At 62.7% G+C, this 25,597-nt stretch carries 20 protein-coding genes; 7 read left to right on the top strand and 13 right to left on the bottom strand.

The features are described from left to right. Positions 1–133 precede the first annotated feature (133 nt). From M1D99_RS25350 to mreB, 6 genes are all read right to left on the bottom strand, one after another. Positions 134–3,937 (bottom strand): YhdP family protein, encoded by a 3,804-nt coding sequence (locus M1D99_RS25350; protein ID WP_458130944.1) that lies wholly within the window; start codon positions 3,935–3,937, stop codon positions 134–136. 60 nt (positions 3,938–3,997) lie between these two features. Then, positions 3,998–5,455: a ribonuclease G gene (gene rng / locus M1D99_RS25355; protein WP_053118461.1), complete on the bottom strand. Its 1,458-nt coding sequence runs from the start codon at positions 5,453–5,455 to the stop codon at positions 3,998–4,000. A 56-nt stretch (positions 5,456–5,511) separates the two neighbouring features. After that, on the bottom strand, positions 5,512–6,108 hold the full coding sequence (locus M1D99_RS25360; RefSeq protein WP_434572326.1) for a Maf family protein: 597 nt from the start codon (positions 6,106–6,108) through the stop codon (positions 5,512–5,514). 184 nt (positions 6,109–6,292) lie between these two features. Next, positions 6,293–6,781, bottom strand: a complete 489-nt coding sequence (mreD, locus tag M1D99_RS25365) for a rod shape-determining protein MreD (protein ID WP_003197820.1) — start codon at positions 6,779–6,781, stop codon at positions 6,293–6,295. Continuing rightward, positions 6,778–7,881 carry a rod shape-determining protein MreC gene (mreC, locus tag M1D99_RS25370; RefSeq protein ID WP_434572329.1) on the bottom strand — a complete coding sequence of 368 codons (1,104 nt, stop codon included), beginning with the start codon at positions 7,879–7,881 and terminating at the stop codon, positions 6,778–6,780. Before mreC ends, mreD begins: the two co-directional genes overlap by 4 nt. Before the next feature lie 171 nt (positions 7,882–8,052). Continuing rightward, positions 8,053–9,090: a rod shape-determining protein MreB gene (gene mreB, locus M1D99_RS25375; RefSeq protein WP_002555108.1), complete on the bottom strand. Its 1,038-nt coding sequence runs from the start codon at positions 9,088–9,090 to the stop codon at positions 8,053–8,055. Between the two features lie 214 nt (positions 9,091–9,304). Between mreB and gatC the strand changes: the two genes are divergently transcribed. The 6 genes from gatC to M1D99_RS25405 all read left to right on the top strand — a co-directional run bounded on the left by gatC (position 9,305) and on the right by M1D99_RS25405 (position 14,588). Beyond that, positions 9,305–9,592: an Asp-tRNA(Asn)/Glu-tRNA(Gln) amidotransferase subunit GatC gene (gatC, locus tag M1D99_RS25380; protein WP_039592252.1), complete on the top strand. Its 288-nt coding sequence runs from the start codon at positions 9,305–9,307 to the stop codon at positions 9,590–9,592. Positions 9,593–9,608: 16 nt separating this feature from the next. Then, entirely contained in the window at positions 9,609–11,060 is a 1,452-nt protein-coding gene (gene gatA, locus M1D99_RS25385; protein WP_458130945.1) for an Asp-tRNA(Asn)/Glu-tRNA(Gln) amidotransferase subunit GatA, read from the top strand. A gap of 10 nt (positions 11,061–11,070) precedes the next feature. Beyond that, positions 11,071–12,516: an Asp-tRNA(Asn)/Glu-tRNA(Gln) amidotransferase subunit GatB gene (gatB, locus tag M1D99_RS25390; protein ID WP_186710671.1), complete on the top strand. Its 1,446-nt coding sequence runs from the start codon at positions 11,071–11,073 to the stop codon at positions 12,514–12,516. Between the two features lie 206 nt (positions 12,517–12,722). Beyond that, positions 12,723–13,100 (top strand): septal ring lytic transglycosylase RlpA family protein, encoded by a 378-nt coding sequence (locus tag M1D99_RS25395; protein ID WP_122568889.1) that lies wholly within the window; start codon positions 12,723–12,725, stop codon positions 13,098–13,100. A 49-nt stretch (positions 13,101–13,149) separates the two neighbouring features. Next, the gene (locus M1D99_RS25400; RefSeq protein ID WP_186710691.1) at positions 13,150–14,211 is read left to right on the top strand and encodes a calcium/sodium antiporter; all 1,062 of its coding nucleotides are present in this window, start codon (positions 13,150–13,152) and stop codon (positions 14,209–14,211) included. Then, entirely contained in the window at positions 14,208–14,588 is a 381-nt protein-coding gene (locus M1D99_RS25405) for a carboxymuconolactone decarboxylase family protein (protein WP_186710669.1), read from the top strand. The genes M1D99_RS25400 and M1D99_RS25405 overlap by 4 nt, the downstream gene beginning before the upstream one ends. A 143-nt stretch (positions 14,589–14,731) precedes the next feature. On the opposite strand, the gene M1D99_RS25410 is transcribed toward M1D99_RS25405, so the two are convergent. The 5 genes from M1D99_RS25410 to kdgD form a co-directional block, all read right to left on the bottom strand. Further along, positions 14,732–15,673 (bottom strand): AEC family transporter, encoded by a 942-nt coding sequence (locus M1D99_RS25410; protein WP_186710660.1) that lies wholly within the window; start codon positions 15,671–15,673, stop codon positions 14,732–14,734. A gap of 445 nt (positions 15,674–16,118) precedes the next feature. Beyond that, positions 16,119–17,672, bottom strand: a complete 1,554-nt coding sequence (gene garD, locus M1D99_RS25415) for a galactarate dehydratase (RefSeq protein WP_186710803.1) — start codon at positions 17,670–17,672, stop codon at positions 16,119–16,121. A gap of 12 nt (positions 17,673–17,684) precedes the next feature. Continuing rightward, on the bottom strand, positions 17,685–19,049 hold the full coding sequence (locus M1D99_RS25420) for an MFS transporter (RefSeq protein ID WP_039592259.1): 1,365 nt from the start codon (positions 19,047–19,049) through the stop codon (positions 17,685–17,687). A gap of 85 nt (positions 19,050–19,134) precedes the next feature. After that, positions 19,135–20,580, bottom strand: a complete 1,446-nt coding sequence (locus tag M1D99_RS25425; RefSeq protein ID WP_434572335.1) for an aldehyde dehydrogenase family protein — start codon at positions 20,578–20,580, stop codon at positions 19,135–19,137. 129 nt (positions 20,581–20,709) lie between these two features. After that, a complete protein-coding gene (gene kdgD, locus M1D99_RS25430; protein ID WP_207963262.1) occupies positions 20,710–21,621 on the bottom strand; it encodes a 5-dehydro-4-deoxyglucarate dehydratase in 912 nt (303 codons plus the stop codon). Between the two features lie 372 nt (positions 21,622–21,993). Between kdgD and M1D99_RS25435 the strand changes: the two genes are divergently transcribed. Further along, positions 21,994–22,347: a hypothetical protein gene (locus M1D99_RS25435; protein WP_434572337.1), complete on the top strand. Its 354-nt coding sequence runs from the start codon at positions 21,994–21,996 to the stop codon at positions 22,345–22,347. Positions 22,348–22,840: 493 nt separating this feature from the next. Here the strand turns inward: M1D99_RS25435 and M1D99_RS25440 are convergent, their stop codons facing one another. Together M1D99_RS25440 and M1D99_RS25445 are read right to left on the bottom strand one after the other, a co-directional pair. Next, on the bottom strand, positions 22,841–23,587 hold the full coding sequence (locus M1D99_RS25440) for a FadR/GntR family transcriptional regulator (RefSeq protein ID WP_186710795.1): 747 nt from the start codon (positions 23,585–23,587) through the stop codon (positions 22,841–22,843). A gap of 276 nt (positions 23,588–23,863) precedes the next feature. Continuing rightward, a complete protein-coding gene (locus M1D99_RS25445; protein WP_458130946.1) occupies positions 23,864–25,591 on the bottom strand; it encodes an ABC transporter ATP-binding protein/permease in 1,728 nt (575 codons plus the stop codon). Positions 25,592–25,597: the final 6 nt, after the last annotated feature.

A 25,597-nucleotide genomic window follows, 5' to 3' on the forward strand; every position in this document is an offset into this window, starting at 1 on the left:
AAGGCAGCTGTGGGAGCAAAGCTTGCTCGCGATGAGGCAAGTAAATCCAACATATAGGCTGATTGATACACCGCAATCGCGAGCAAGCTTTGCTCCCACAGGCTCGCTCCCAAAGGGGTGTTCGCATCGTCTGTCAAAACGGCTTGTCGAAGGTGATCTTCGGCTCTTTCCACGGCCCCTTGACGTCGTATCTTACGCTGGCAAAGCGCGCCACGCGGTCACCGATCAGCTTGTCGATCAGAAACAGCGCCCCACCCACCGCCGGCGCGCCAACGATCAGCGCGGCAATCGGCAGGTTGTTGGTCACCGGAAGCGTCACCAACAGCTTGGCGTCGACCCGGTCGGCCACCATGTCCAGCGTGCCGTTGAGTTCCAGGTTGCTCGACGGCCCGGTCAGGGTAATGGGTTCGCGGGTCACGTACACCCCGTCGCTCGCCACCAGCAGCCCCTTGACCCGGTCGTAGCTCAAGCCCTTGCCGAACAGGTCGGAGAAGTCCAGGCGCAAGCGTCGACCGATGGAGTTGAAGTTCAGCAGGCCAAACACCCGTAACGCCCGGGCGCTGCCTTCGACTTCGACGAACTGGCCCTTGCTCAACGACGCGTCGAGGCTGCCGGAAAAGCGCTTGGTGGCGACCCATGCTGGCGAGCCCGGCCAACGGCCATCGACATCCAGGCGGAACGCCTGGCTGGTCACGCTTGGCGCAAACCCCCAGCCCTTGAGCACATCGCCCAGGTTCTTACCGCTGATCCGGCCCTTGTACCAACTGCTGGTGGAACCGGGCACGCCTTCCCAGCCGCCACTGCCGTTCAACACCATGCCCTTGAGGCCCATGTCCAAGTTGTTCAGCGCGATACCCTTGGCGGTCGGTCGTACTTTCAACGACCACGCGCCGATCAGATCGGGGCCTTGGAACAGTTGGTCGATGGCGATATCCATGGCCGGGATCTTGCCGGGATCGACCGACGCCAGCGGGTCCGGCGCATTTTCATCCGCCTGGACCGTCGGGTCTGTGGCCGGCAGGCGAACGTAATCAAGCTTGATACCAATCGGTGCGGCCTTGGCGTCCGGCAGGTTGACGTTGCCCTTGGCCTGCTGGCTGGCGAGCTGCAAGGCCCAGGCGTCCGGCTTGCGGTCCAGTTGCACCGAGGCTTGGTCGAGGGTAGTGCCCATGGCCGTGAGTTTGCCGACGGTCAGGTCGACGCTGCTGAGCAGTTGCTTGGCACTGCCGCCTGGGTCGTGGCCGGCGTACTTGTTCACCAGGTCCTGCCAGGGGCTGACGTCCAGTTCCGACAACGTGCCACGCAGCCGCAGGCCCTTGGCGCCCGGCAACACCGCGTCGCCGGCGCCCAGCAACAATTCGCCGCGACCGTCAGCGACTTTCCCGCTTGGCGCGGCGTACGTGAAGCTGGCGAGGTCGCCATAGTCGGCCCAATAACGCCGCTCCGGCCCTTGCAAGGTCATGCGAAACACCGTGTCACGCCCGACGTCGGCGGCCATGCCGAAGGGGGCCGGCAGGTCGATGGCCACGCCCTTGAGGCTGGAACTGACCGACAACTGGCTGTCGGCGCCGTCGAGGATCACTTGTAACTGGTAGGGCACGACGCCGGAGACCGGCAGCGGTTGGGTGACATTCAGCCAACTGGTGAGTTTCTTGACCTCCACTTGCCCAGACGCGGTGACCCGCGTATTGAGCGCACCAGCACGGCCCTCGGCGAAAATCTGCGCGGTCACGGGGCGGTCGAATGCCCGGGCACTGATGCCCTTGCCGCTCAGGCCCTTGTGGCTGTCGAAGCGGAAATCACCCTTGAGCTGGGTCAGCTCCAACGCCGGTTCGCTGAGTTTGAGCCGGGCCTTGTCGGTGGCGAAATCCACCTGGATCTTCGGCTGCTCGCCTTTGACCAGCGGGATATCGAGCTTCACGCTGCCGTTCAGGTCGCCCTCGCCTTCCCAGCCGGCGAACGTCTCGGCCGTACCGATGGGCGCGGTCTGGAGGATTTTCAGGCCGTCGCCCAGCCCGCCGGCGAACCCGCCGTCCAGCAGCAGATGGGAACTCTGCCCGGTCGGTACGTGGGGAATGTTCACCGAAATATCCCTGACCTGAGTATCGAGCAACTGCCCTTGGCTGGCGAAGATGCGCACGCCGCTGTCTTCGACGAAGACATCGCCGCTGACCTTGCTGACCGAAGGCCAGCCCGGCTGGAACGCCAGCTCGGCGTCATGCACCTTGAAAAACAGACTGATGCTGCGGTCCGCGTCCCCGGCACCTTTGTTCAACGAGCCTTGGTACTGGAAAAAACCCTCATCCACCGCGCCCTTGACGATGGCCGTGCGCAGCCACTCATCCAGCGCCGGGCTGAGCACTGCCGGCAGGTACTTGGCGGTGTAGCGCCCATCGCCGTCCACCAGGCCGACCCGCAGGTCCATGTAGTCCTCCTGGCTATGGTCGAAATGCAGGCGGATCAGGAAGTCGCCGGCAATCCGGCCCTCCTCGCCCAGCACTTTCAGGTACGGCGCGATCAGGGTGAAGCCTTGCTTGTCGAGCTTCCAGGTCAGCTGGGCGTTGGCTTGCAGGTACTGCCAGGGCTTGGCGAAGATCGGGTCCAGGTGCAGGGAAAAGTCCTTGCTGTCCATGCGCAGCTCGCCGCCGCCCAGGTCGCCGCTCAGGCTCCCGGAAACGTTACGCGCCGCCGGGGCGCCGCGATAGGCATTGAAACCGACAGTGTCCAGGTTGGTGGCGAAGCTGATTTTCTGGGCGCCGGTGTTCTGCGGCCGATAGTCCAACAGCACGTTGCGCAGGGCGCCGGTCACCTTGAGCCGGTCAATCGTCGTGGCCAGGCCTTCGGGCAAAGGCGCCAGGGCGTTGAGCAACGGCGTGAGCGGAGTCAGGTCCAGGCGATCGGCCTGCAGGTGCCAACGCTCCTCGGCCTGCTCGGTGGCGGCGCTTTGTTGCAGTTGCAGGTGCGATTCCCAGCGGGTTTCGCCCAGGTTCATCGCCAAGGAGTCGAAGGTCGCGGTGAACCCTTGGCTGCCGCGTTGGAAGTACGCGTTGAGGGCCAGGTTGTGGATCTGCACCGGCTTGCGCTCGCCATAGGCGCCGTCGAGCTGCGGCGCGTTCAGGCGCATGGCCGCGCTTTGCACCGTGCCCTCGCCCCAACTGAGCCAGAATTCGCCGCCGGCCTGGATCCGGGAAAAATTCCATTGCTGGGTCAGGCGCTTCGGCAGCCATTTGGACCAGTCGCTTTGCGGCAGGCTCAAGTAGGCGTCGGCCTGGCCATTCTTCCAGTCGCTGGCGCGCAGGCGAGTGCGCAGGTTGATCGCCACCGGCTGGCCGTCGGGCAGGGTCAGGCGTGCGTCCAGGCGCTGGCGGGTGGCGCCGGTGCGCAGGCTCAAGCCGACGTAGGTCAGGGTCAGTGGGGGTTGCTCGACAGGTTGCAAGGTCACCTGGCTATCGAGCACCGAGAGCCTTGAAACCATTTGCATGCGTTCGAGCAATTGCTGCGGATCGAGGGGCTGATCGTCCTTCACCGGCAGGCCTTCCAGGGCCCATTTGCCGTCGGCGCCCTCCTTGAGGCTGATCTTCAGGCCGCTGACTTCCAGGTGGGCGATGCGCACCTGCCGCGCCAACACGCTGTCCCACAGGTCGGGCACGGCCCGCACCTGATCCAGGTGCAAGGCGTTGGGGCCCTCGCCAACCACCACGTCGCGCGCCGCCACGATCGGCGCCAGGGCGTCCCAACTGCCGTCGAGGCTGCCGATGTGCACGGGCATGCCCATGGCCGCGCCGGCGCGGGTCTCGACCTCGGCGCGGTATTCGGCCACCAGCGGGACCAGCTCGCGACCGAGGCTGACGTACAACGCCAGCAGCACCAGCAGCAGCGCGCAAAGCCCCAAGCCCCAACGAGTCAGCGTCGCGATCAAGCGTGTCAGACGCTCCATGTCAGTGGGCTCCCCTGGCAAAGACAATCAAATCCGCGGGCCCGCCGCTTCCCAAGCTCTTCAGAGCAACACCACGTCGTATTGTTCCTGGGAGTACATGGTTTCGACCTGGAAGCGAATCGTGCGTCCGATAAACGCTTCCAGCTCCGCGACATTGCCTGACTCCTCATCGAGCAGACGGTCCACCACTTTCTGGTTCGCCAACACTCTATAACCGGTCGCCTGGTAGGCGCGCGCCTCCCGGAGGATTTCCCGGAAGATTTCGTAACACACGGTTTCCGGGGTCTTCAGCTTGCCGCGCCCCTGGCAACTGCTGCACGGCTCGCACAGCACCTGCTCGAGGCTTTCGCGGGTACGCTTGCGGGTCATCTGCACCAGGCCCAGTTCGGTGATGCCGATGATGTTGGTCTTGGCGTGATCGCGTTCGAGTTGTTTTTCCAGGGTCCGCAGTACCTGGCGCTGATGCTCTTCATCTTCCATGTCGATGAAGTCAATGATGATGATACCCCCCAGGTTGCGCAGGCGCAGTTGCCGGGCGATGGCCGTGGCGGCTTCCAGGTTGGTCTTGAAGATGGTTTCTTCCAGGTTGCGGTGGCCGACGAACGCCCCGGTGTTGACGTCGATGGTGCTCATGGCTTCGGCTGGATCAACCACCAGGTACCCGCCCGACTTGAGCGGCACCTTGCGCTCCAGGGCCTTCTGGATTTCGTCCTCGACGCCGTACAGATCGAAAATCGGCCGCTCGCCAGGGTAATGCTCGAGACGGTCGGCGATTTCCGGCATCAGTTCGGCGACGAACTGGGTGGTTTTCTGGAAGGTTTCCCGGGAATCGATGCGGATCTTCTCGATCTTGGGGCTGACCAGGTCACGCAAGGTTCGCAGCGCCAGGCCCAGGTCTTCGTAGATCACGCTGGGGGTGGCGATGGTCTTTATCTGTGCGGCGATCTGGTCCCAGAGCCTTCGCAGGTAGCGGATGTCCATGAGGATTTCATCGGCCCCGGCCCCTTCGGCGGCGGTGCGCAGGATGAAGCCTCCGGTTTCCTTGATGCCCTCTTTTTCCACGCAGTCGCTGACCACCTGCTTGAGGCGCTCGCGCTCGGCTTCGTCTTCGATCTTCAGGGAAATGCCCACATGGGCGGTACGCGGCATGTACACCAGGTAGCGCGACGGGATCGACAGTTGCGTGGTCAGGCGCGCGCCCTTGGAGCCGATGGGATCCTTGGTGACCTGCACCACCAGGCTCTGGCCTTCATGCACCAGCGCGCTGATGCTCTCCACGGCCGGCCCTTCGCGCATGGAGATTTCCGAGGCGTGGATAAATGCCGCGCGGTCCAGGCCGATGTCGACGAAGGCCGCCTGCATGCCCGGCAGTACCCGAACCACCTTGCCCTTGTAGATGTTGCCGACGATGCCACGTTTTTGCGTGCGCTCGACGTGAACCTCTTGCAACACGCCGTTTTCAACCACCGCCACGCGCGATTCCATCGGCGTGATGTTGATCAGGATCTCTTCACTCATGGCAGGGTCTCGTTCAGGCATGTTCACGATAATGGCCGCATCAAGTCGGACGGCGCTCAGCGCACGTTCAAGGTTTGCCAACAGGGTATGCCGAAATGGCCCAGTAGTTCTGCGGTTTCGCACAGCGGCAGGCCGACCACGGCCGAATAACTGCCTTCCAGCCCGGCGACGAACACCGCGCCCAGCCCTTGGATACCATAGCCGCCCGCCTTGTCCCGGGGTTCGCCGCTGGCCCAATAGGCCAGCGCTTCCTGCTCGGTAATGGGTCGGAAACGCACCCGGCTGCGCACCACCCGGGACTCGCAGCGCGAGGCGTCCAGCACGGCAATGGCGGTCAGCACCTCATGCTCGCGACCGGACAGGCCCAGCAGCATGGACAAGGCGTCGGCCTGGTCCATGGGCTTGCCGAGAATCCGCCCCTCCAGCACCACGGCGGTGTCCGCCCCGAGCACGCAGCCATCCACACCGGGTTGCAGCGCACGTAGCCCAGCCTCGGCCTTGCCGCGCGCCAGACGCTCGACATAGGCCGATGGGGTTTCGTGATCCAGGGGAGTTTCGTCGATATCCGCACCGATGGCGGTAAAGGGCACGCCGATCTGCGTGAGCAGCTCACGCCGACGCGGCGAGCCTGAGGCGAGGTAAAGCGGTTTCATCAAGACATCTCCCTCTCAAAACACAGCCATCCAAACGAGCACAGCTTTTTGTGGCGAGGGAGCTTGCTCCCGCTCGGTTGCGTAGCGACCGTAAAAATGGGGGCCGCTACGCAGCCCAGCGGGAGCAAGCTCCCTCGCCACAGGGATGTAAGTCATCAAAAAAAGTGTCGATATCCTGCGCGAATCAGTTGATTTTGAAACGCAGGCGCAGGCCACGCAAACCGAAGCTGACCCATGGCCAGAGCAACGCGCTGACCAGGGCTGGCAAGACCAGCGCCAAGGTCGGCTGGCGATTGCCGGTCAGTGCGCTGAGCCACAGCTGCACCAGTTGCGCCAGGCCGAAGATCACCAGGATCACCAGGCATTGCTGCCACATGGGGAACATCCGCAGGCGTTGTTGCAGCGACAGCACCAGGAACGTGATCAGCGTCAGGATCAATGCGTTCTGCCCCAGCAACGTGCCGTAGAGCACGTCCTCGGCCAGGCCCAGGCACCAGGCGGTGACCATGCCGACCTTGTGGGGCAAGGCCAGCGCCCAGAAGGCCAGCAACAAGGCCAGCCACAGGGGACGCAGGATTTCCATGAACTGCGGCAGCGGCGAAACGCTGAGCAACAGGCCGATGGCGAAGGTCAGCCAGACCATCCAGCCGTTACCGGATTGGGTACTGCTCATTCTTCTCGTGCTCCCCTGGGCGCCGGTGAAGCGGCGGGTGTCGAGGCCGGTGGTCGAGCCGCAGGTCTGGCAGGCTGGGACGCCGGTGCGTGGGTGGCTGGCCTGGCGGGTGCCGCGGCAGGCGTGGCGGGTGCGGTCGACGGTGTGGTGGCCGGTGCGCTCGTAGCGGGTGTTGCCGCTTGAGGCTTGGGCACCGTGGCCGGCGCAGCGGGTGCAGGCGCGGGCGCAGCCGGCGTAACCGACTCGCCGCCCTGCCGGTCCTGGGCTTCCTGGGCCACGGCGGCGTCGTTGGCGCGCTCTTCGGGCGTACGGTTGTCGCTGAAGACCAGCAGCAGATAGCGGCTGCGATTCAATGCTGCCGTCGGCACCGCGCGGACGATCGCGAACGGCTGGCCGGAGTCATGGATGACTTCCTTGACCGTCGCCACCGGGTACCCGGCCGGGAAACGCTGGCCGAGGCCGGAGCTGACCAGCAGGTCGCCTTCCTTGATGTCGGCGGTGTCGGCTACGTGCCGCAGCTCCAGGCGTTCCGGGTTGCCGGTACCACTGGCAATTGCCCGCAGGCCGTTGCGGTTGACCTGTACTGGGATGCTGTGGGTAGTGTCGGTCAGCAGCAGCACCCGCGAGGTGTAGGGCATCAACTCCACCACCTGGCCCATCAGGCCCCGGGCATCGAGCACCGGCTGGCCGAGGACCACGCCGTCGCGCTCGCCTTTATTGATCAGGATGCGGTGGGTGAACGGATTGGGGTCCATGCCGATCAACTCGGCCACTTCGACCTTTTCGTTGACCAGCGCGGACGAGTTGAGCAACTCGCGCAGCCGCACGTTCTGCTCGGTGAGGGCCGCCAGTTTCTGCATGCGCCCCTGCAACAGCAGGTTTTCGGTCTTGAGTTTTTCGTTTTCGGCGACCAGTTCGGTCCGGCTGCCAAACTGGCTGGCGACACCTTGCCACAAGCGCTGCGGCAGGTCGGTGATCCAATAGGATTCCATCAACACCAGCGACATCTGGCTGCGTACAGGCTTGAGCAGCGTGAAGCGGGCATCGACCACCATCAGCGCGACCGATAGCACGGTCAGCACCAGCAGGCGCACGCCCAATGAGGGGCCTTTGGCGAAAAGCGGTTTAATAGGCCGCTCCTCCCAGGCAAATGTTTTCTTTATTCATACGGCATCAAACCGGCCTGGATACGAATGACAGAAGATAAACGCCAACGGGCAGCACTGCAAAGTGCTGCCCGGGCGCAAACAACATAGACCACTCAGCCAGACTTATTCGCTGGAGAGCAGGTCCATGGTGTGCTTGTCCATCATTTCCAGCGCACGGCCACCGCCGCGGGCAACGCAGGTCAACGGGTCTTCGGCAACGATCACCGGCAGGCCGGTTTCCTGGGCCAGCAGCTTGTCGAGGTCACGCAACAGCGCGCCACCACCGGTCAGCACCAGGCCGCGCTCGGCGATGTCCGAGGCCAGCTCCGGCGGCGACTGCTCCAGGGCGCTCTTGACGGCCTGGACGATGGTCGCCAACGACTCTTGCAGCGCTTCGAGCACTTCGTTGGAATTGAGGGTGAAGGCCCGTGGAACGCCTTCGGCCAGGTTGCGACCGCGTACGTCGACTTCACGCACTTCACCGCCCGGGTAGGCCGTGCCGATTTCCTGCTTGATGCGTTCGGCGGTGGATTCGCCGATCAGGCTGCCGTAGTTGCGACGCACATAGGTGATGATCGCTTCGTCGAAACGGTCGCCGCCCACACGTACGGATTCGGCGTAGACCACACCGTTGAGGGAGATCAGCGCGATTTCAGTAGTACCGCCACCGATGTCGACGACCATCGAGCCGCGAGCTTCTTCCACCGGCAGGCCGGCACCGATGGCAGCGGCCATCGGTTCTTCGATCAGGAACACTTCGCGAGCACCGGCACCGAGGGCCGACTCACGGATGGCACGACGCTCTACCTGGGTGGACTTGCATGGCACGCAGATCAGCACACGAGGGCTGGGCTGCAGGAAACTGTTTTCGTGAACCTTGTTGATGAAGTACTGCAGCATCTTTTCGCAGACGCTGAAGTCGGCGATCACGCCGTCCTTCATGGGGCGAATGGCTGCGATGTTGCCCGGTGTACGGCCCAGCATGCGCTTGGCTTCCGTACCGACAGCCACGACACTCTTCTGGTTACCGTGGGTGCGGATGGCCACGACCGAGGGTTCATTCAGGACGATACCGCGCTCGCGCACGTAAATAAGGGTGTTGGCAGTGCCCAGGTCGATGGAAAGATCGCTGGAAAACATGCCACGCAGTTTCTTGAACATGGGAAAGGGACCCTAGGCAACGCGTGGGTAAAAAAGTGCGGCAAACTCTAACAACGACAGGGATTTTGGGCAAGGCGCCAATATGTTAAATTGGCCGCTTTTCTGTGCACCAAACCCCACAATCGCGGCCGTAAGACCGTAGAAATGCGGTAGTGTTCCGACAATCTAACACACGGACAGACTGCGTCCGTTTTGTTTTCCACTGGAGAATCCCATGGCGCTTGAACGCTCCGACGTGGAAAAAATCGCTCATCTGGCCTGTCTGGGCCTCAATGAAGCCGATCTTCCACACATCACTTCTGCCCTGAACAGCATTCTAGGGCTGGTCGACGAGATGCAGGCGGTCGATACCGACGGTATAGAACCGCTGGCCCACCCACTGGAAGCCAGTCAGCGCCTGCGCGCCGACGTCGTGACCGAGTCCAATAATCGCGAGGCCTACCAGTCCATCGCGCCAGCGGTCGAAAACGGCCTGTACCTGGTTCCGAAAGTCATCGACTAAAGGGAAAGAGCCTCTCATGCATCACATGACCCTGGCCGAGATCGCCCGCGGACTCGCCGATAAAAAGTTTTCCTCTGAAGAGCTGACCCAAGTCCTGCTGGCGCGCATCGCCCAGCTCGACCCGCAGCTCAACAGTTTCATCAGCCTCACCGAAGAACTGGCCCTGAGCCAGGCCAAGGCCGCCGACGCCCGGCGCGCCAACGGTGAGACCGGTGCCCTGCTCGGTGCGCCGATTGCCCACAAGGACTTGTTCTGCACCCAAGGCATCCGCACCAGCTGCGGCTCGAAGATGCTCGACAATTTCAAGGCCCCGTACGATGCCACCGTGGTCGCCAAGCTGGCCGCCGCCGGCACCGTGACCCTGGGCAAGACCAACATGGACGAATTCGCCATGGGCTCGGCCAACGAGTCGAGCTACTACGGCGCGGTGAAGAACCCGTGGAACCTGGAGCACGTACCGGGCGGCTCGTCCGGCGGTTCCGCCGCCGCCGTGGCCGCGCGCCTGTTGCCAGCCGCCACCGCCACCGACACCGGCGGCTCGATCCGCCAGCCGGCGGCGTTCACCAACCTCACCGGCCTGAAGCCGACCTACGGTCGCGTTTCGCGCTGGGGCATGATCGCCTACGCCTCCAGCCTCGACCAGGGCGGCCCACTGGCGCGCACCGCCGAAGACTGCGCGATCCTGCTGCAAGGCATGGCCGGCTTCGACCCGAACGACTCCACCAGCATCGATGAGCCCGTGCCGGACTACAGCGCCAGCCTCAACGGCTCGCTGCAGGGCCTGCGCATCGGCGTGCCGAAGGAATACTTCAGCGCCGGTCTCGACCCACGCATCGCCGAGCTGGTCCACAACAGCGTCAAGGAGCTGGAGAAGCTCGGCGCGGTCATCAAGGAAATCAGCCTGCCGAACATGCAGCACGCCATTCCGGCGTACTACGTGATCGCCCCGGCGGAAGCGTCCTCGAACCTGTCGCGTTTCGACGGCGTGCGCTTCGGCCATCGCTGCGAGAACCCGGAAAACCTGATCGACCTGTACGAGCGCTCCCGTGGCGAAGGCTTCGGCGCCGAAGTGCAACGCCGGATCATGGTCGGCGCCTACGCGTTGTCCGCCGGCTACTACGATGCCTATTACCTCAAGGCGCAGAAAATCCGCCGCCTGGTGAAGAACGACTTCATGGCCGCCTTCAACGAGGTCGACATCATCCTCGGCCCGACCACGCCGAACCCGGCCTGGAAGCTCGGCGCCAAGAACAGCGACCCGGTCGCCGAGTACCTGGAAGACGTCTACACCATCACCGCCAACCTCGCCGGCTTGCCGGGCCTGTCCATGCCGGCCGGTTTCGTCGATGGCCTGCCGGTGGGCGTGCAGTTGCTCGCGCCGTATTTCCAGGAAGGCCGCCTGTTGAATGTTGCCCACCAGTATCAAATGAATACTGACTGGCACACCCGCACCCCAACCGGCTTCTGAGGAGAAACACATGCAATGGGAAGTCGTGATCGGGCTGGAGATTCATACCCAGCTCACCACCCGGTCGAAAATCTTTTCCGGTAGCTCCACCACATTCGGTTCCGAGCCCAATACCCAGGCCAGCCTGGTGGACCTGGGCATGCCCGGCGTGCTGCCGGTGCTCAACGCCGAAGCGGTGCGCATGGCGGTGATGTTCGGCCTGGCGATTGACGCCGAGATCGGCCAGCACAACGTGTTCGCCCGCAAGAACTACTTCTACCCGGACCTGCCCAAGGGCTACCAGATCAGCCAGATGGAGCTGCCGATCGTCGGCAAGGGCCACCTGGACATCGCCCTGGAAGATGGCACGGTCAAGCGCGTCGGTATCACCCGGGCGCACCTGGAAGAAGACGCCGGCAAGAGCCTGCACGAAGAATTCAACGGTGCTACCGGCATCGACCTGAACCGTGCCGGCACGCCGCTGCTGGAAATCGTCTCCGAGCCGGACATGCGCAGCGCCAAGGAAGCCGTGGCCTACGTCAAGGCGATCCATGCCCTGGTGCGCTACTTGGGCATCTGCGATGGCAACATGGCCGAGGGCTCGCTGCGCTGCGACTGCAACGTGTCGATCCGTCCGAAAGGCCAGGCCGAATTCGGCACCCGCTGCGAGATCAAGAACGTCAACTCGTTCCGCTTCATCGAGAAGGCGATCAACAGCGAGATCCAGCGCCAGATCGAACTGATCGAGGACGGCGGCAAGGTCATCCAGCAGACGCGCCTGTACGATCCGAACAAGGACGAGACCCGTCCGATGCGCAGCAAGGAGGAAGCCAACGACTACCGTTACTTCCCCGACCCAGACCTGCTGCCAGTGGTCATCGAGGATTCGTTCCTCAATGAAGTACGCGCCACACTGCCCGAGCTGCCGCCGCAGAAACGCGAGCGCTTCCAGGCGCAATTCGGGCTGTCGAGCTATGACGCCAACGTCCTGGCCACCAGCCGCGAACAGGCCGATTACTTCGAGAAAGTCGTGAGCATCGGTGGCGACGCCAAGCTGGCGGCCAACTGGGTGATGGTCGAGTTGGGCAGCCTGTTGAACAAGCAGGGCCTGGAAATCGATGAGTCGCCGGTCTCCGCCGAGCAATTGGGCGGCATGCTGGTGCGGATCAAGGACAACACCATTTCCGGCAAGATCGCCAAGATGGTGTTCGAAGCCATGGCCAATGGTGAAGGCAGCGCCGACGAGATCATCGAGAAGCGCGGCTTGAAGCAGGTCACCGACACCGGCGCGATTTCCGCCGTGCTCGATGAAATGCTCGCGGCCAACGCCGAGCAAGTCGAACAGTACCGCGCGGCAGACGAAGCCAAGCGCGGCAAGATGTTCGGCTTCTTCGTCGGCCAGGCCATGAAAGCCTCCAAGGGCAAGGCCAACCCGCAACAGGTCAACGAACTGCTCAAAAGCAAGCTCGAAGGCTGATAGCCATGGAGCCAGTCTTCCAATCTGGCTCAATCCCCTGTGGGAGCGAGCCTGTGGGAGCAAAGCTTGCTCGCGATGAAGACACCTCGATCCATCAGTGGACCGCGTTATCGTTTATCGCGAGCAAGCTTTGCTCCCACAGGTTTTGCTCCGACTGGCTTTGCTCCCACAGGCCAGCTCCCCTATCTGTAGTTGGAACCCCCTTGATGAAGCGTCTCCTCGGCGCCTGCGCCCTGCTGTCCCTGTTGGCCGGTTGCGCCAGCCAGAGCGGGACGGTCGATCCACACGGCTACGACCAGACCGGCGTCGCTTCTTATTACGGCGCCCGGCACCATGGCAAGCGCACCGCCAGCGGCGAGCGTTTCAACCAGCATGGCCTGACCGCCGCCCATCGCCAGTTGCCGTTCGGCACCCGGGTGAAAGTCACCAACCTGAAAAACAACGACAGCGTCGTGGTCCGCATCAACGACCGCGGCCCGTATACTCGTGGCCGTTTGATCGACGTGTCCCGCGAAGCCGCCGAGCAACTGGGCATGTTGCGCAGCGGCACTGCCCGGGTGCGTGTGCAAGCCCTCGACGACTGATAGACGGAGCCCGGCCATTTCCCTACTCACCGCCCTACCGCTGCTCAGCCTGATCGAGTTGTTCGGCGCCCTGCTATTGCTGATCGGCGGCGCCGAACTGTTGGTGCGCGCCGCCGTGGGCCTGGCGGCACGCTTGCAGGTACGGCCGCTGATCATCGGCCTGACCGTCGTCGCGTTCGGCAGCAGCGCGCCACAAATGGCCGTCAGCCTGCAGGCGACCCTGGCGCAAAACGCCGACATCGCCGTGGGCAGTGTGATCGGCAGCAGCATCTTCAACATCCTCGTCACGCTGGGGCTGTCGGCGCTGATCATTCCGTTGCGCGTCTCGCGCCAGTTGGTGCGCCTGGACATCCCGTTGATGATCGGCGCCAGCCTGCTGGTGTTCGTGCTGGCATTGAATGAAGAACTGACCCGCCTGGATGGCGCCTGGCTGCTGCTGGCCCTGGCGGTGTACCTCGGGCTGTTGTTGCGCCAGTCCCGGCATTCGGCGCGGCCGCACCCGGTGGGCGGCGACGTGGCCCACATGTCCTGGGTCAAGAGTGTGCTGATGATTGCAGCGGGCCTGACCATGCTGATTTTCGCCGGCCACCTGTTGCTGGGCGCAGCGGTGGAAGTGGCGACGGACCTCGGCCTTTCGGAGCGCATCATCGGCCTGACCATCGTCGCCGTCAGCACCTCGCTGCCGGAGCTCGCCACCTCGCTGATTGCCGCCCTGCGCGGCCAGCGGGACATTGCGGTGGGCAACGTGATCGGCAGCAACCTGTTCAACCTGCTGGGTGTGCTCGGCGTGACAGCCCTGGCCGCGCCCACGCCACTGTCCGTGTCGCCGAATGCCCTGGATTTCGACCTGCCGGTGATGCTCGGCGTGGCGGTGCTGTGCCTGCCGGTGTTCTATTCAGGCTACCGCGTCACCCGTGCCGAAGGCTTGCTGTTGCTGGGCTTGTACGCGGTCTACGGGCTGCACGTGGTGTCGTTCACCACCGGCATGCCCCTGGCCGGCCAACTGGAACGACTGATGCTGTTCTACGTGCTGCCGGCCCTGCTCGCGTTTTTGCTGTTCACCTCCCTGCGCGCCTGGCGCCGCCAACACCACAAGAGGGATTTGCCATGACCGACACTCCAAAGACCGGCCTCGACATGCGCCGCCAAGTGATGGGCGATGCGTTCGTCGACCGCGCCCTGGGCAATGCCACCGACTTCACCCAGCCGCTGCAGGATTTCGTCAATGAGCACGCCTGGGGCAGCGTCTGGAGCCGCGAAGGCCTGCCGCTGAAGACCCGCAGCCTGATCACCCTCGCCGCCCTCACTGCCCTCAAGTGCCCGCAGGAACTCAAGGGCCACGTGCGCGGCGCGCTGAACAATGGCTGCACCGTGGAAGAGATCCGCGAGGCGTTGCTGCATTGCGCGGTGTACGCGGGCGTGCCGGCGGCGATCGATGCGTTTCGGGCGGCGCAGGAAGTGATCGATAGCTACCAGAAACCTGAGTGAAGGCCCAAGCCTTGCGGTGACAGGCCAGGCCTCTTCGCGAGCAAGCCCGCTCCCACATTGACTGCGTTCTTCCATGGAAATGCAATCGAATGTGGGAGCGGGCTTGCTCGCGAATGGAACGAAAGAGCGCTGCAAATCCGAGGCTAGATCCACCCACCCCACTGCAACACAAAGATCCCCAGGTTGGTGGTAATCGCCGCCATCAAGGTGGTGATGACAATGATCGCCGCCGCCAGTTCATGGTTGCCATCGGCCGCCCGGGCCATGACGAAGCTGGCCGCCGCGGTGGGGCTGCCGAAGTACAGGAAGAGGATCCCCAGTTCCGCCCCGCGAAAACCCCAGAGCCACGCACCGAGGGTGGTCACCAGCGGCAGGCCGACCATTTTCACCAGGCTCGAACTCAGGGCCATCTTGCCGCTCTTGCGCAGGGCCGCCAGGGACAGCGTGCCGCCGATGCAGATCAGCGCCAGGGGCAAGGTCATTTGTGACAGGTATTTGGCCGAGGTCTCGAACCAGTTCGGCAGGCCGATCTGCCAATAGGCGAACGGCGCGGCGGCGATCACGCTGATGATCAGCGGGTTGCTGATCACGCTTTTGCAGATGCTCCACGGATCGGACTTGATCACCGGGCTGTAGACCGCCAGCACGATGGTCGACAAGGTGTTGTAGAACAGGATCACCAGCGCCGCGAGAATCGAACCCAGGGAAATCCCGTAGTCGCCATACATGCTCGCCGCCAGCGCCAGGCCGATCACACCGTTGTTGCCGCGAAACGCGCCCTGTGTGTAGATGCCGCGGTCTTCGCGCGGGCAACGCCAGATGGCCCAGCCCCAGGCCATTGCAAAGCTCACCAGGGTGGCGATGGAGAAATAAATCAGCAGGTCAGGCTGCAACGCCGCGTGCAGGTCGGCGTGCAGGATGCCAAGGAACAAGAGCGCCGGCATGGTGACGTTGAACACCAGGGACGAGGCGATGTGGATGAAGTTGTCGTTGATCCAGTCGATGCGCTTGAGCAGCGTCCCCAGAAACAGCATGGCGAACACCGGCGCGGTGACGTTCAGGGTTTCGAGGAAAATTGCCAGCATGCCGGGGACCTTGAGAAGGGTGTCGTTAGGTGGCTAATGATAAGCCACTCACGGCATTGGCGTCTGGTCGAGCCTCTTCGCGAGCAGGCTCGCTCCCACATTTGCTCGCGTGAACACAGAGCCAACATTCACCGCTGCCCCTTGTGGGAGCGGGCTTGCTCGCGAAGACGGCAGCACATCCAACATCAATGCCAACTGAACCACCGCTTTCGCGAGCAAGCCCGCTCCCACACTGGTTCTCCTGCGATCGCAAAATCCACATTCACCCCCACATCCTTGTGGGAGCGGGCTTGCTCGCGAAGACGGCAGCACATCCACCACCAATGCAAGCTGAACCACCGCTTTCGCGAGCAAGCCCGCTCCCACACTGGTTCTCCTGCGATCGCAAAACCCACACTCCCCCCACATCCCTGTGGGAGCGAGCCTGCTCGCGATCAGCGCCGGATCAGGTAATCGGCGCCGGGTTGAACAACGTGATGTCGTTGTACAGCTTGTGCCGCTCGGCCCAGGTCTGTTTCTTGCCGCTGGCCACGTCCAGGTAGTAGTGGAACAGCTCCCAACCCAACTCTTCGATGGTCGCCCGTCCAGTGGCGATGCGGCCGGCGTCGATGTCGATCAGGTCCGGCCAGCGCTGGGCCAGTTCGGTACGGGTCGAGACCTTTACCACTGGCGCCATCGCCAGGCCGTACGGTGTGCCCCGGCCGGTGGTGAACACATGCAAGTTCATCCCCGCCGCCAGTTGCAACGTGCCGCAGACAAAATCGCTGGCCGGTGTGGCGCAGAAAATCAGGCCCTTTTGCTTGAAGCGCTCGCCCGGGCCAAGCACGCCGTTGATTGCGCTGCTGCCAGACTTGACGATCGAGCCCAGGGACTTCTCGACGATGTTCGACAGCCCGCCCTTCTTGTTGCCCGGCGTGGTGTTGGCACTGCGATCGGCTTCGCCCTTGGCCAGGTAACGGTCGTACCAGTCCATTTCCCGTACCAGCTCCTGGGCAACTTCCTCGGTTTGCGCCCGGGAGGTCAGCAGGTAGATCGCATCGCGTACTTCGGTGACTTCGGAAAACATTACTGTCGCGCCAGCCCGCAGCAACAGGTCCGAGGCATAGCCCAGGGCCGGGTTGGCGGTGATACCGGAAAACGCATCGCTGCCGCCGCATTGCATGCCCAGGATCAGCTCCGAGGCGGGCACGGTTTCGCGGCGACGCTGGTCGAGTTTCTTCAGGCGGGTCTCGGCCAATTCCATGATCTGCTCGATCATTTCCGTGAAGCCGTGACTGGAATCCTGCAAGCGATACAGCCACGGCTCGCTGAGGTCCACCGAGCTGTCGCCCTCGTGCATTACTTGCCCGGCCTGCAATTTCTCGCAGCCCAGGCTGATCACCAGTGCCTCGCCCCCCAGGTTCGGGTTGCGCGCCAGGTTGCGCACGGTGCGAATCGGGATGTAGGCATCGGTGGCGGTGATCGCCACGCCACAGCCATAGCTGTGAGTCAGCGCCACCACGTCATCGACGTTCGGGTACTTGGGCAGCAGTTCGTCCTTGATGCGCTTGACCGCATGGTCCAGCACACCGGTCACGCACTGCACCGTGGTGGTGATGCCCAGGATGTTGCGCGTGCCGACGGTGCCGTCGGCGTTGCGGTAACCCTCGAAGGTGTAGCCCTCGAGCGGCGCATCGGCCGCCGGCACGTCGGTGGACAGCGGCAAGCTGTCCAGCGGCGGCGCGGTGGGCATGCGCAACTGGTCTTCCTTGACCCAACTGCCACGAGGGATCGGTTGCAGCGCGTAGCCAATGACCTGGCCGTAGCGAATCACCTCGCCGCCCTCGGGAATGTCCACCAAGGTGACTTTGTGGCTCTGCGGCACGAAGTCGACGGTGACCAGGCCGTCCGGGAATTCGGTCCCGGCCGGTACGCCCTGGTCGTTGACAACAATCACCACGTTGTCGCGCTCGTGCAGGCGGATGTAACGGGGCGAATCGGCATGTTCAATCAGATTCATGGACGCCATTCCTCAGGATTTGGCTTCAGACAGGCTGGAGAGGTCGGCTTCCTTGGCCGCTGGCTCCTTGAGCACCACACGCTTGATCGGGCCCACGATGACCAAGTAGCTGAACACCGCCATCAACGCGTTGCAACCGACGAACACCAGTGCCCATTTGAACGAGCCTGTGGAGCTGATGATGTAGCCAATGACGATCGGCGTGGTGATCGACGCCAGGTTGCCGAAGGTGTTGAACAGGCCGCCGCTCAAGCCGGCAATCTGTTTCGGCGAAGTGTCGGACACCACCGCCCAGCCCAACGCACCGACGCCTTTACCGAAGAACGCCAGGGCCATGAAGCCCACCACCATCCATTCGATGTCGACGTAGTTGCACGCCACGATGCTGCTCGATACCAGCAAACCGGCGATGATCGGCGCCTTGCGGGCAAAGGTCAGCGAGTGGCCCTTGCGCAGCAGGTAGTCGGAAATCACCCCGCCCAGCACGCCACCGATAAACCCGCAGATGGCCGGCAAGGAGGCGATGAAACCGGCCTTGAGGATGGTCATGCCGCGTTCCTGGACCAGGTACACCGGGAACCAGGTCAGGAAGAAGTAGGTGATGCCGTTGATGCAGTATTGGCCCAAATATACGCCGAGCATCATGCGGTTGGTCAGCAGTTGGCGAATGTAATCCCACTTCGGACCGTCGGCTTTCTTTTCCTTGCCCTTGTCCTGGTCCATATCGACCATCGCGCCGTTGGACGCGATGTGATTGAACTCGGCCTCGTTGATCATCGGGTGTTGGCGCGGACTGTAGATCACTTTCAGCCAGACCAGCGAGAACACGATGCCGATCACGCCCATCACGATGAACACGTGCTGCCAGCCGAAGCGGTAGACGATCCAGCCCATCAGCGGTGCGAACAATACGGTGGCGAAATACTGCGCCGAGTTGAAGATCGCCGAGGCAGTACCGCGTTCAGCGGTGGGGAACCAGGCGGCGACGATCCGGGCGTTGCCCGGGAACGAAGGCGCTTCGGCCAGCCCGACCAGAAAGCGCAGCATGAACAGCGCAACCACGGCCGTGGACATGCCGAATTCACCGACATAACCCTGCAGCACGGTGAACAGCGACCAGGTGAAAATGCTCAATGCATAGATTTTCTTCGACCCGAAACGGTCGAGCAGCCAGCCGCCAGGAATCTGCCCGGCCACATAGGCCCAACCGAAGGCGGAGAAGATATAACCGAGGGTGACGGCGTCGATGCCGAGGTCTTTTTGCAGGCTGGAACCCGCGATCGCGATGGTGGCACGGTCGGCGTAGTTGATCGTTGTCACCAAAAACAGCATGAGCAGGATCAAATAGCGGACGTGCGTCGGCTTGGTCTCTTGCATGTAATCTACTTCCACTATTTATTTTTATGCGGGAAATCAAATTGTACGGTCGGCGCCGGAGCCCGGCGCCGACCGGTGTTGCGTATTACGAGCCGATGTAGGAGGTCTTCACCACGGTGTAGAACTCTTGCGCGTAGCGGCCTTGCTCACGTGAACCGTAGGACGAACCTTTGCGCCCGCCGAACGGCACGTGGTAATCCACGCCGGCGGTCGGCAGGTTGACCATCACCATGCCTGCCTGGGAATGGCGCTTGAAGTGGTTGGCGTATTTCAACGAGGTGGTGGCGATACCGGCCGACAAACCGAACTCGGTGTCGTTGGCCATCGCCAGCGCCGCCTCGTAGTCGGCCACGCGCACGACGTTGGCCACCGGGCCGAAGATCTCTTCGCGGCTGATGCGCATCGAGGCTTCACTGTCGGCGAACAGGGTCGGCGCCAGGAAGTAACCTTCGGTGTCGCACGTCACCACACCGCCACCGCTGACCAGCCGCGCGCCTTCGCTTTGGCCGATGTCGATGTACTTCAAGTCCTGGTTGAGCTGGGCTTCGGAAACCACCGGGCCAATGTCAGTGCCGGCCTTCAACGCGTGACCGACCTTGATCGACTGCATGCGCTCGGCCATGGCCGCGACGAACTTGTCATGGATGCCGGCGGTGACGATCAGTCGACTCGACGCTGTGCAACGCTGGCCGGTGGAGTAGAACGCGCTCTGCACCGCCAGTTCGACGGCCTGCTTGAGGTCGGCGTCGTCGAGGATGATCTGCGGGTTCTTGCCGCCCATTTCCAACTGCACCTTGGCCTGGCGCGCCACGCAGTTGACCGCGATCTGCCGGCCTACACCCACGGAACCGGTGAAGCTGATGCCGTCGACTTTCGGGCTGTTGACCAGGATGTCACCGACCACACGGCCGCTGCCCATCACCAGGTTGAACGCACCGGCCGGGAAACCGGCGCGGGAAATAATCTCGGCCAGGGCCCAGGCGCAGCCCGGTACCAACTCGGCGGGCTTGATCACCACGCAGTTGCCGTAGGCCAGGGCCGGGGCGATTTTCCACGCGGGAATGGCGATCGGGAAGTTCCAAGGGGTGATCAGGCCAACCACACCGAGGGCTTCGCGGGTCACTTCGACGTTGACGCCCGGGCGCACCGATGGCACGTAGTCGCCGGACAGGCGCAGGCATTCACCGGCGAAAAATTTGAAAATGTTGCCGGCGCGGGTCACTTCGCCGATGGCCTCGGGCAGGGTCTTGCCCTCTTCCCGGGCCAGCAGTTGGCCGAGTTCTTCACGGCGGGCGAGGATCTCGGTGCCGACTTTGTCCAGCGCATCATGGCGGGCCTGGATGCCCGAGGTCGACCAGGCCGGGAACGCGGCGCGGGCGGCTTCGATGGCGGCGTTGACTTGCGCTGCGTCAGCCTTGGCGTATTCACCGATGACATCGGACAAGTCAGACGGGTTGATGTTGGTGCAATAGTCAGCACCGGCCACCCACTCACCGTTGATGTAGTTATCGAAACGCTTTGCATCTGCCACGGAGCTTCTCCTCTCACAAAAGCTGTCTAGGAACGCAGTGCGTCCCTGGCTGCATTTCCACGCGATGCGTGGAAACGATCAAGCCTTACGCAAAAAGCCGCTGATTGCTCAGCGGCCTTGTCGGGTCTGTTACTGCTTGCCTTGCTTGTCGATCAGCGCGGCCAGGGCTTCGTATTCTTCTGGCAGCAGGTCGGTCAACGGCGTGCGCACAGGGCCCGCGTCATAGCCAACGATCTTCGCGCCGGCCTTGACGATGCTCACTGCGTAACCGGCCTTGCGGTTGCGGATGTCCAGGTAAGGCAGGAAGAAGTCGTCGATGATCTTGCCGACAGTGGCGTGATCTTCGCGGGCAATGGCGTGGTAGAAGTCCATCGCGGTTTTCGGGATGAAGTTGAACACCGCCGAGGAGTAGACCGGCACGCCCAGGGCCTTGTAGGCCGCGGCATAGACTTCAGCGGTCGGCAGGCCGCCCAGGTAGCTGAAACGATCGCCGAGGCGACGACGGATCGACACCATCAGTTCGATATCGCCCAGGCCATCCTTGTAGCCGATCAGGTTCGGGCAGCGCTCGGCCAGTTGTTCCAACTGAGTGGCGTTTAGGCGGCAGACGTTGCGGTTGTACACCACCACGCCGATTTTTACCGATTTGCACACGGCTTCAACGTGGGCGGCAACGCCGTCCTGGCTGGCTTCGGTCAGGTAGTGCGGCAGCAGCAACAGGCCCTTAGCGCCCAGGCGCTCGGCTTCTTGAGCGTACTCGATGGCCTGGCGGGTAGCACCGCCGACGCCGGCGAGGATCGGCACGCTGGTGGCGCAGGTATCGACGGCCGTCTTGATGACTTGCGAGTACTCGCTGGCGGCCAGGGAGAAGAATTCACCGGTGCCGCCCGCTGCGAACAATGCAGAGGCGCCGTACGGGGCCAGCCACTCAAGGCGCTTGATGTAGCTGTCGCGATTGAAATCGCCATTGGCAGTGAAATCGGTGACCGGGAACGACAGCAGGCCAGACGAGAGGATGGACTTCAGTTCTTGTGGATTCATTATTCGAACACCCTGGACGCAAATGTTGTGTTGTAGGAAACGGTTCAGCTTCATGTGAAGTTGTAGGTCATCGTACAACTTAAAATATGAACGTCAACTGTATTTCGTCTTTTGGTCGGTGTCGGGGTTGGGGTGTTTGTCGCGAAGCCTTGTAGACCGGGGGTTTGGGTGTGATGGGGAGACGGATGAAACTTGCCGGTTGGGACACTAGGACCGCTCGTCGCCACTGTCAACTCTGCCAGTAGGCGCCGTTACGGCGAGGGGGCATAACCTAGGCATGGCTGTGCTGCGCACGGCCGTAGTCCCTTTCACAATCTTTTAAGTGAGCCGCCCGTACGCGATGATCGGGGCTGCCTCACAGGGAGTGACATCATGAAGACGTATGCGAAGCCCGCGCTCAGAGATCTTCCACTCGCTGAGGAAATCACGGTCGACTTGTCAAAAATAAAGACATTGACCGTGGAGATTCCGGATGCAGATTTCGACCAGAACTCGAATGCCCGACTGATTCTGGACGAGGGCTCGCCGGTAGGGGCGTTTACACCTCTGACCGAGGGCGAGGAAGGTACGCCACGTAAAGATGTAACGGTGACTATAATAACCAACACCGAGCTGGCAGCTTACCTCGGCAAATCGGTTGAGCTTCGTTACGAGGTTACTTACGAGAGCAGCGTGGATATCGATAGATCCGAGCCGCAAAAGTTGCGGATCACGGCGTCGCGCTAAGCGCCTACGATTCGTCAGACGGGCACACAGATACAAAGCCAGTCACCACTTCCCTGTGGCGAGGGAGCTTGCTCCCGCTCGACTGCGAAGCAGTCGCCAACCTGTAGAGGTTCGATTGATCGAAAGAGCTGAGGGGGCCGCTTCGCAGCCCAGCGGGAGCAAGCTCCCTCGCCACAACAGCATCCTTGCTTGCCACGACAGCATCTTTGCCAGCAGAGCAGTGAGCGACTTCAGCCCTGCGCCTGCGGCCAGTGCGCCTACGATTCGTCAGACAGGCAAACAGACATAACGCCAGACACCATTTCCCCTGTGGCGAGTGGATTTCTTTGTGGCGAGGGAGCTTGCTCCCGCTGGGCTGCGCAGCAGACCCAAACCTGACTCCTCGATGGATCAGATAAATTGCAGTCGCTGCTGTCGGGGCCGCTTCGCGCCCCAGCGGGAGCAAGCTCCCTCGCCACAAAAACGCCCCTGCCACATAGAATAGCGAAGCGCCTTAACCCTGCGCCTGTGCCTCTTCATGGGCCTGGCGCAGCCGTTCGCGGCTGTTGGTCAGGTGCAAACGCATGGCCGCACGGGCCGCGTCGGAGTCCTGGCGAGCGATGGCTTCGTAGATTTCCTCGTGCTCGCGGCTCAGGCGATCCATGTAGTGCTGGTGGTCGTCGTGGGCCAGGCGCGCCGAGTTCAGCCGGGTGCGCGGGATGATGCTGGTGCCCAGGTGGGTCATGATGTCGGTGAAGTAGCGGTTGCCGGTGGACAGGGCGATTTCCAGGTGGAAGGCGAAGTCCGAGGCCACCGCGTCGCTGGCATGGGCCGCGCTTTCGTTCAAGGCGTCGAGCGCCGCCCGCATCGCCGCCAGTTGCTCGTCGCTGCGACGCTGCGCCGCGAGCCCAGCGGATTCCACTTCCAGGCTGATGCGCAATTCCAGGATCGCCAGCACGTCCCGCAAGGTAACCACGGTAGCCGGGTCGATGCGGAAACCGCTCGGGCTGGGCGTGTCCAGCACGAAGGTGCCGATGCCATGGCGAGTTTCCACCTGGCCGGCCGCCTGCAACCGGGAAATCGCCTCGCGCACCACGGTGCGGCTGACGCCATGGGCTTCCATGATCGCCGACTCGGTGGGCAATTTATCACCGCGCTTGAGCAGACCGTCGCGAATCTGCTCGGTCAGCACCGTCACCAGCTCCTGCGCCAGGCTGCGGCGCTTGCGGGGAAAGCGTGGTACTTCGATCGGGGTTTCCATGGGGCTGTGTCTCGGTAAACGGCTGAATGGCAACATCATAGCGCAACGTGGTTGTACGATCACCGGGGGTGCAGTGGCAAGTCGGGGGCGGATACCGAGTCGCCTTCATCGCGAGCAGGCTCGCTCCCACATGGGATCGGTTGTAGAGCTAAACACCCGGTTCACCCCAAACCCTTGTGGGAGCGGGCTTGCTCGCGAAGGCGCTGTGTCAGATACATCAATGTCAACTGACACCCCGCCTTCGCGAGCAAGCTCGCTCCCACAGGTTTTCGGTGGTCAGGCGGTTACGGTGCGCTCCACCAGTTGGCCATTTTCGATACGCACATGTCGCGGATGGAACCGTTTCAAACTGCTTCGGTGACCAACGCTGACAATGCTCAGGCCCGGCAACTGGTCGATCAGCGCCTGGTACAGCGTCGCTTCGTCCTCTTCATCCATCGCCGAGGTCGCTTCGTCCATGTACAACCAAAGCGGTGCATAAAGCAATGCGCGGGCAAAGGCCAGGCGTTGTTGCTCACCAGGCGAGAGCATCCGCTGCCAGTGGTTGCTTTCGTCCAGGCGCGGGATCAGGTGCGGCAGGCGGCAGGTTTCCAGCACCTGTGCATAACGTTCGTTGGGGTAGACGTCGCCGGCCTGTGGATAACTCAACACTTCCCGCAGGCTGCCAATCGGCAGGTAAGGTTTTTGCGGCAGGAACAAGTAGCGCGCCGCCGGAAGCCGGATCGTCCCGTGCCCCGCAGGCCACAAATGCCCCATTGCGCGCAACAGGGTGGATTTGCCGCTGCCGGAACGACCGCTGAGCATGACCCGCTCGCCAGGTTCCACATTCATATCGGCGTTGTCGAGCAGATGACGCCCGTCAGCCAAGTCCAACCCGAGGTTGCGGACCGCCAACGCGTTGCCCTGGTTCTGCACATCGATGGCCGGCACGCGGTCTTCGTTGTCGCTCATCGCCTGGCGGAAACTCAGCAGACGATCACAGGTGGCGCGCCACGCGGCGAGGTTGGCGTAGGCGGTGATGAACCAACTGAAGTTCTCCTGCACGTTACCGAACGCGGAGTTGATCTGCATGAGCTCGCCCAGCTGGATCTTGCCCGAGAAATAACGCGGCGCGGCGACGATGAACGGGAAGATGATCGCGATCTGGCCGTAGCCGGACGTAAAGAACGTCAGGCGCTTGGACACGCGCATGATGTCCCAGAAGTTGTGCCAGACCAGGCCGAAACGACCGCTCAGGCGACGATTCTCGTTGGGCTCGCCGCCATACAGCGCAATGCTCTCGGCGTTCTCGCGCACCCGCACCATGGAGAAACGCAGGTCGGCTTCGAAACGCTGCTGGTTGTTGTTCAGGCCGATCAGGCGACGGCCGATCAGGTGCGTCAGCCAACTGCCCACCGCCGCATACACCAACGCAGCCCAGAACATGTAGCCGGGGATGGTGTAGCCGAACACTTCGATGCTGCCCGACACGCCCCACAAGATAATCGAGAACGACACTAGGCTGACGACCGTGCGAAGCAGCCCCAGGCCCAGTTCCAGTGTGTTGGAGGTGAAACTGTTGAGGTCTTCGGAAATCCGCTGGTCGGGGTTATCGGTATAGCCGCCCTGCTCCAGCCGGTAGTAATTCTTGTTGTTGAGCCAGCGGGCAAAATGCTGCTCGGTGAGCCAGGCCCGCCAGCGGATGGTGAGCATCTGCGTGAGGTACAAACGGTACACCGCGCCGAGGATCGCCACCGCCGCAATGCCGCAGAAATACAGGATCAACCGCCAGAATGCCGCAGTATCCTTCTCTTGGAGGGCGTTATAGAAGTCCCTGTACCAACTGTTGACCCACACCGAGATTGCCACGCTGAACAACGACAGCGCGATCACGGCAATCAACAGCGTCCAGGCCTTGCCCTTCTCCTCACTGCGCCAGTACGGCGTGGTCATCTGCCAGACACGGCGGAAAAACTGGCCGCGCACCGCGTCATTGACCGCGGAATATTCAGCGTTCTGATTCATGGTTAA

The sequence above is a fragment of the Pseudomonas sp. R3-41 genome (assembly GCF_054161485.1).

Bases quoted from the DNA above. Each gene is read 5' to 3' on its own strand.
- M1D99_RS25350 (WP_458130944.1), bottom strand. From the start codon at position 3,937: ATGGAGCGTCTGACACGCTTGATCGCGACGCTGACTCGTTGGGGCTTG.
- rng (WP_053118461.1), bottom strand. From the start codon at position 5,455: ATGAGTGAAGAGATCCTGATCAACATCACGCCGATGGAATCGCGCGTG.
- M1D99_RS25360 (WP_434572326.1), bottom strand. From the start codon at position 6,108: ATGAAACCGCTTTACCTCGCCTCAGGCTCGCCGCGTCGGCGTGAGCTG.
- mreD (WP_003197820.1), bottom strand. From the start codon at position 6,781: ATGAGCAGTACCCAATCCGGTAACGGCTGGATGGTCTGGCTGACCTTC.
- mreB (WP_002555108.1), bottom strand. From the start codon at position 9,090: ATGTTCAAGAAACTGCGTGGCATGTTTTCCAGCGATCTTTCCATCGAC.
- gatC (WP_039592252.1), top strand. From the start codon at position 9,305: ATGGCGCTTGAACGCTCCGACGTGGAAAAAATCGCTCATCTGGCCTGT.
- gatA (WP_458130945.1), top strand. From the start codon at position 9,609: ATGCATCACATGACCCTGGCCGAGATCGCCCGCGGACTCGCCGATAAA.
- gatB (WP_186710671.1), top strand. From the start codon at position 11,071: ATGCAATGGGAAGTCGTGATCGGGCTGGAGATTCATACCCAGCTCACC.
- M1D99_RS25395 (WP_122568889.1), top strand. From the start codon at position 12,723: ATGAAGCGTCTCCTCGGCGCCTGCGCCCTGCTGTCCCTGTTGGCCGGT.
- M1D99_RS25405 (WP_186710669.1), top strand. From the start codon at position 14,208: ATGACCGACACTCCAAAGACCGGCCTCGACATGCGCCGCCAAGTGATG.
- M1D99_RS25410 (WP_186710660.1), bottom strand. From the start codon at position 15,673: ATGCTGGCAATTTTCCTCGAAACCCTGAACGTCACCGCGCCGGTGTTC.
- garD (WP_186710803.1), bottom strand. From the start codon at position 17,672: ATGAATCTGATTGAACATGCCGATTCGCCCCGTTACATCCGCCTGCAC.
- M1D99_RS25420 (WP_039592259.1), bottom strand. From the start codon at position 19,049: ATGCAAGAGACCAAGCCGACGCACGTCCGCTATTTGATCCTGCTCATG.
- kdgD (WP_207963262.1), bottom strand. From the start codon at position 21,621: ATGAATCCACAAGAACTGAAGTCCATCCTCTCGTCTGGCCTGCTGTCG.
- M1D99_RS25435 (WP_434572337.1), top strand. From the start codon at position 21,994: ATGAAGACGTATGCGAAGCCCGCGCTCAGAGATCTTCCACTCGCTGAG.
- M1D99_RS25440 (WP_186710795.1), bottom strand. From the start codon at position 23,587: ATGGAAACCCCGATCGAAGTACCACGCTTTCCCCGCAAGCGCCGCAGC.
- M1D99_RS25445 (WP_458130946.1), bottom strand. From the start codon at position 25,591: ATGAATCAGAACGCTGAATATTCCGCGGTCAATGACGCGGTGCGCGGC.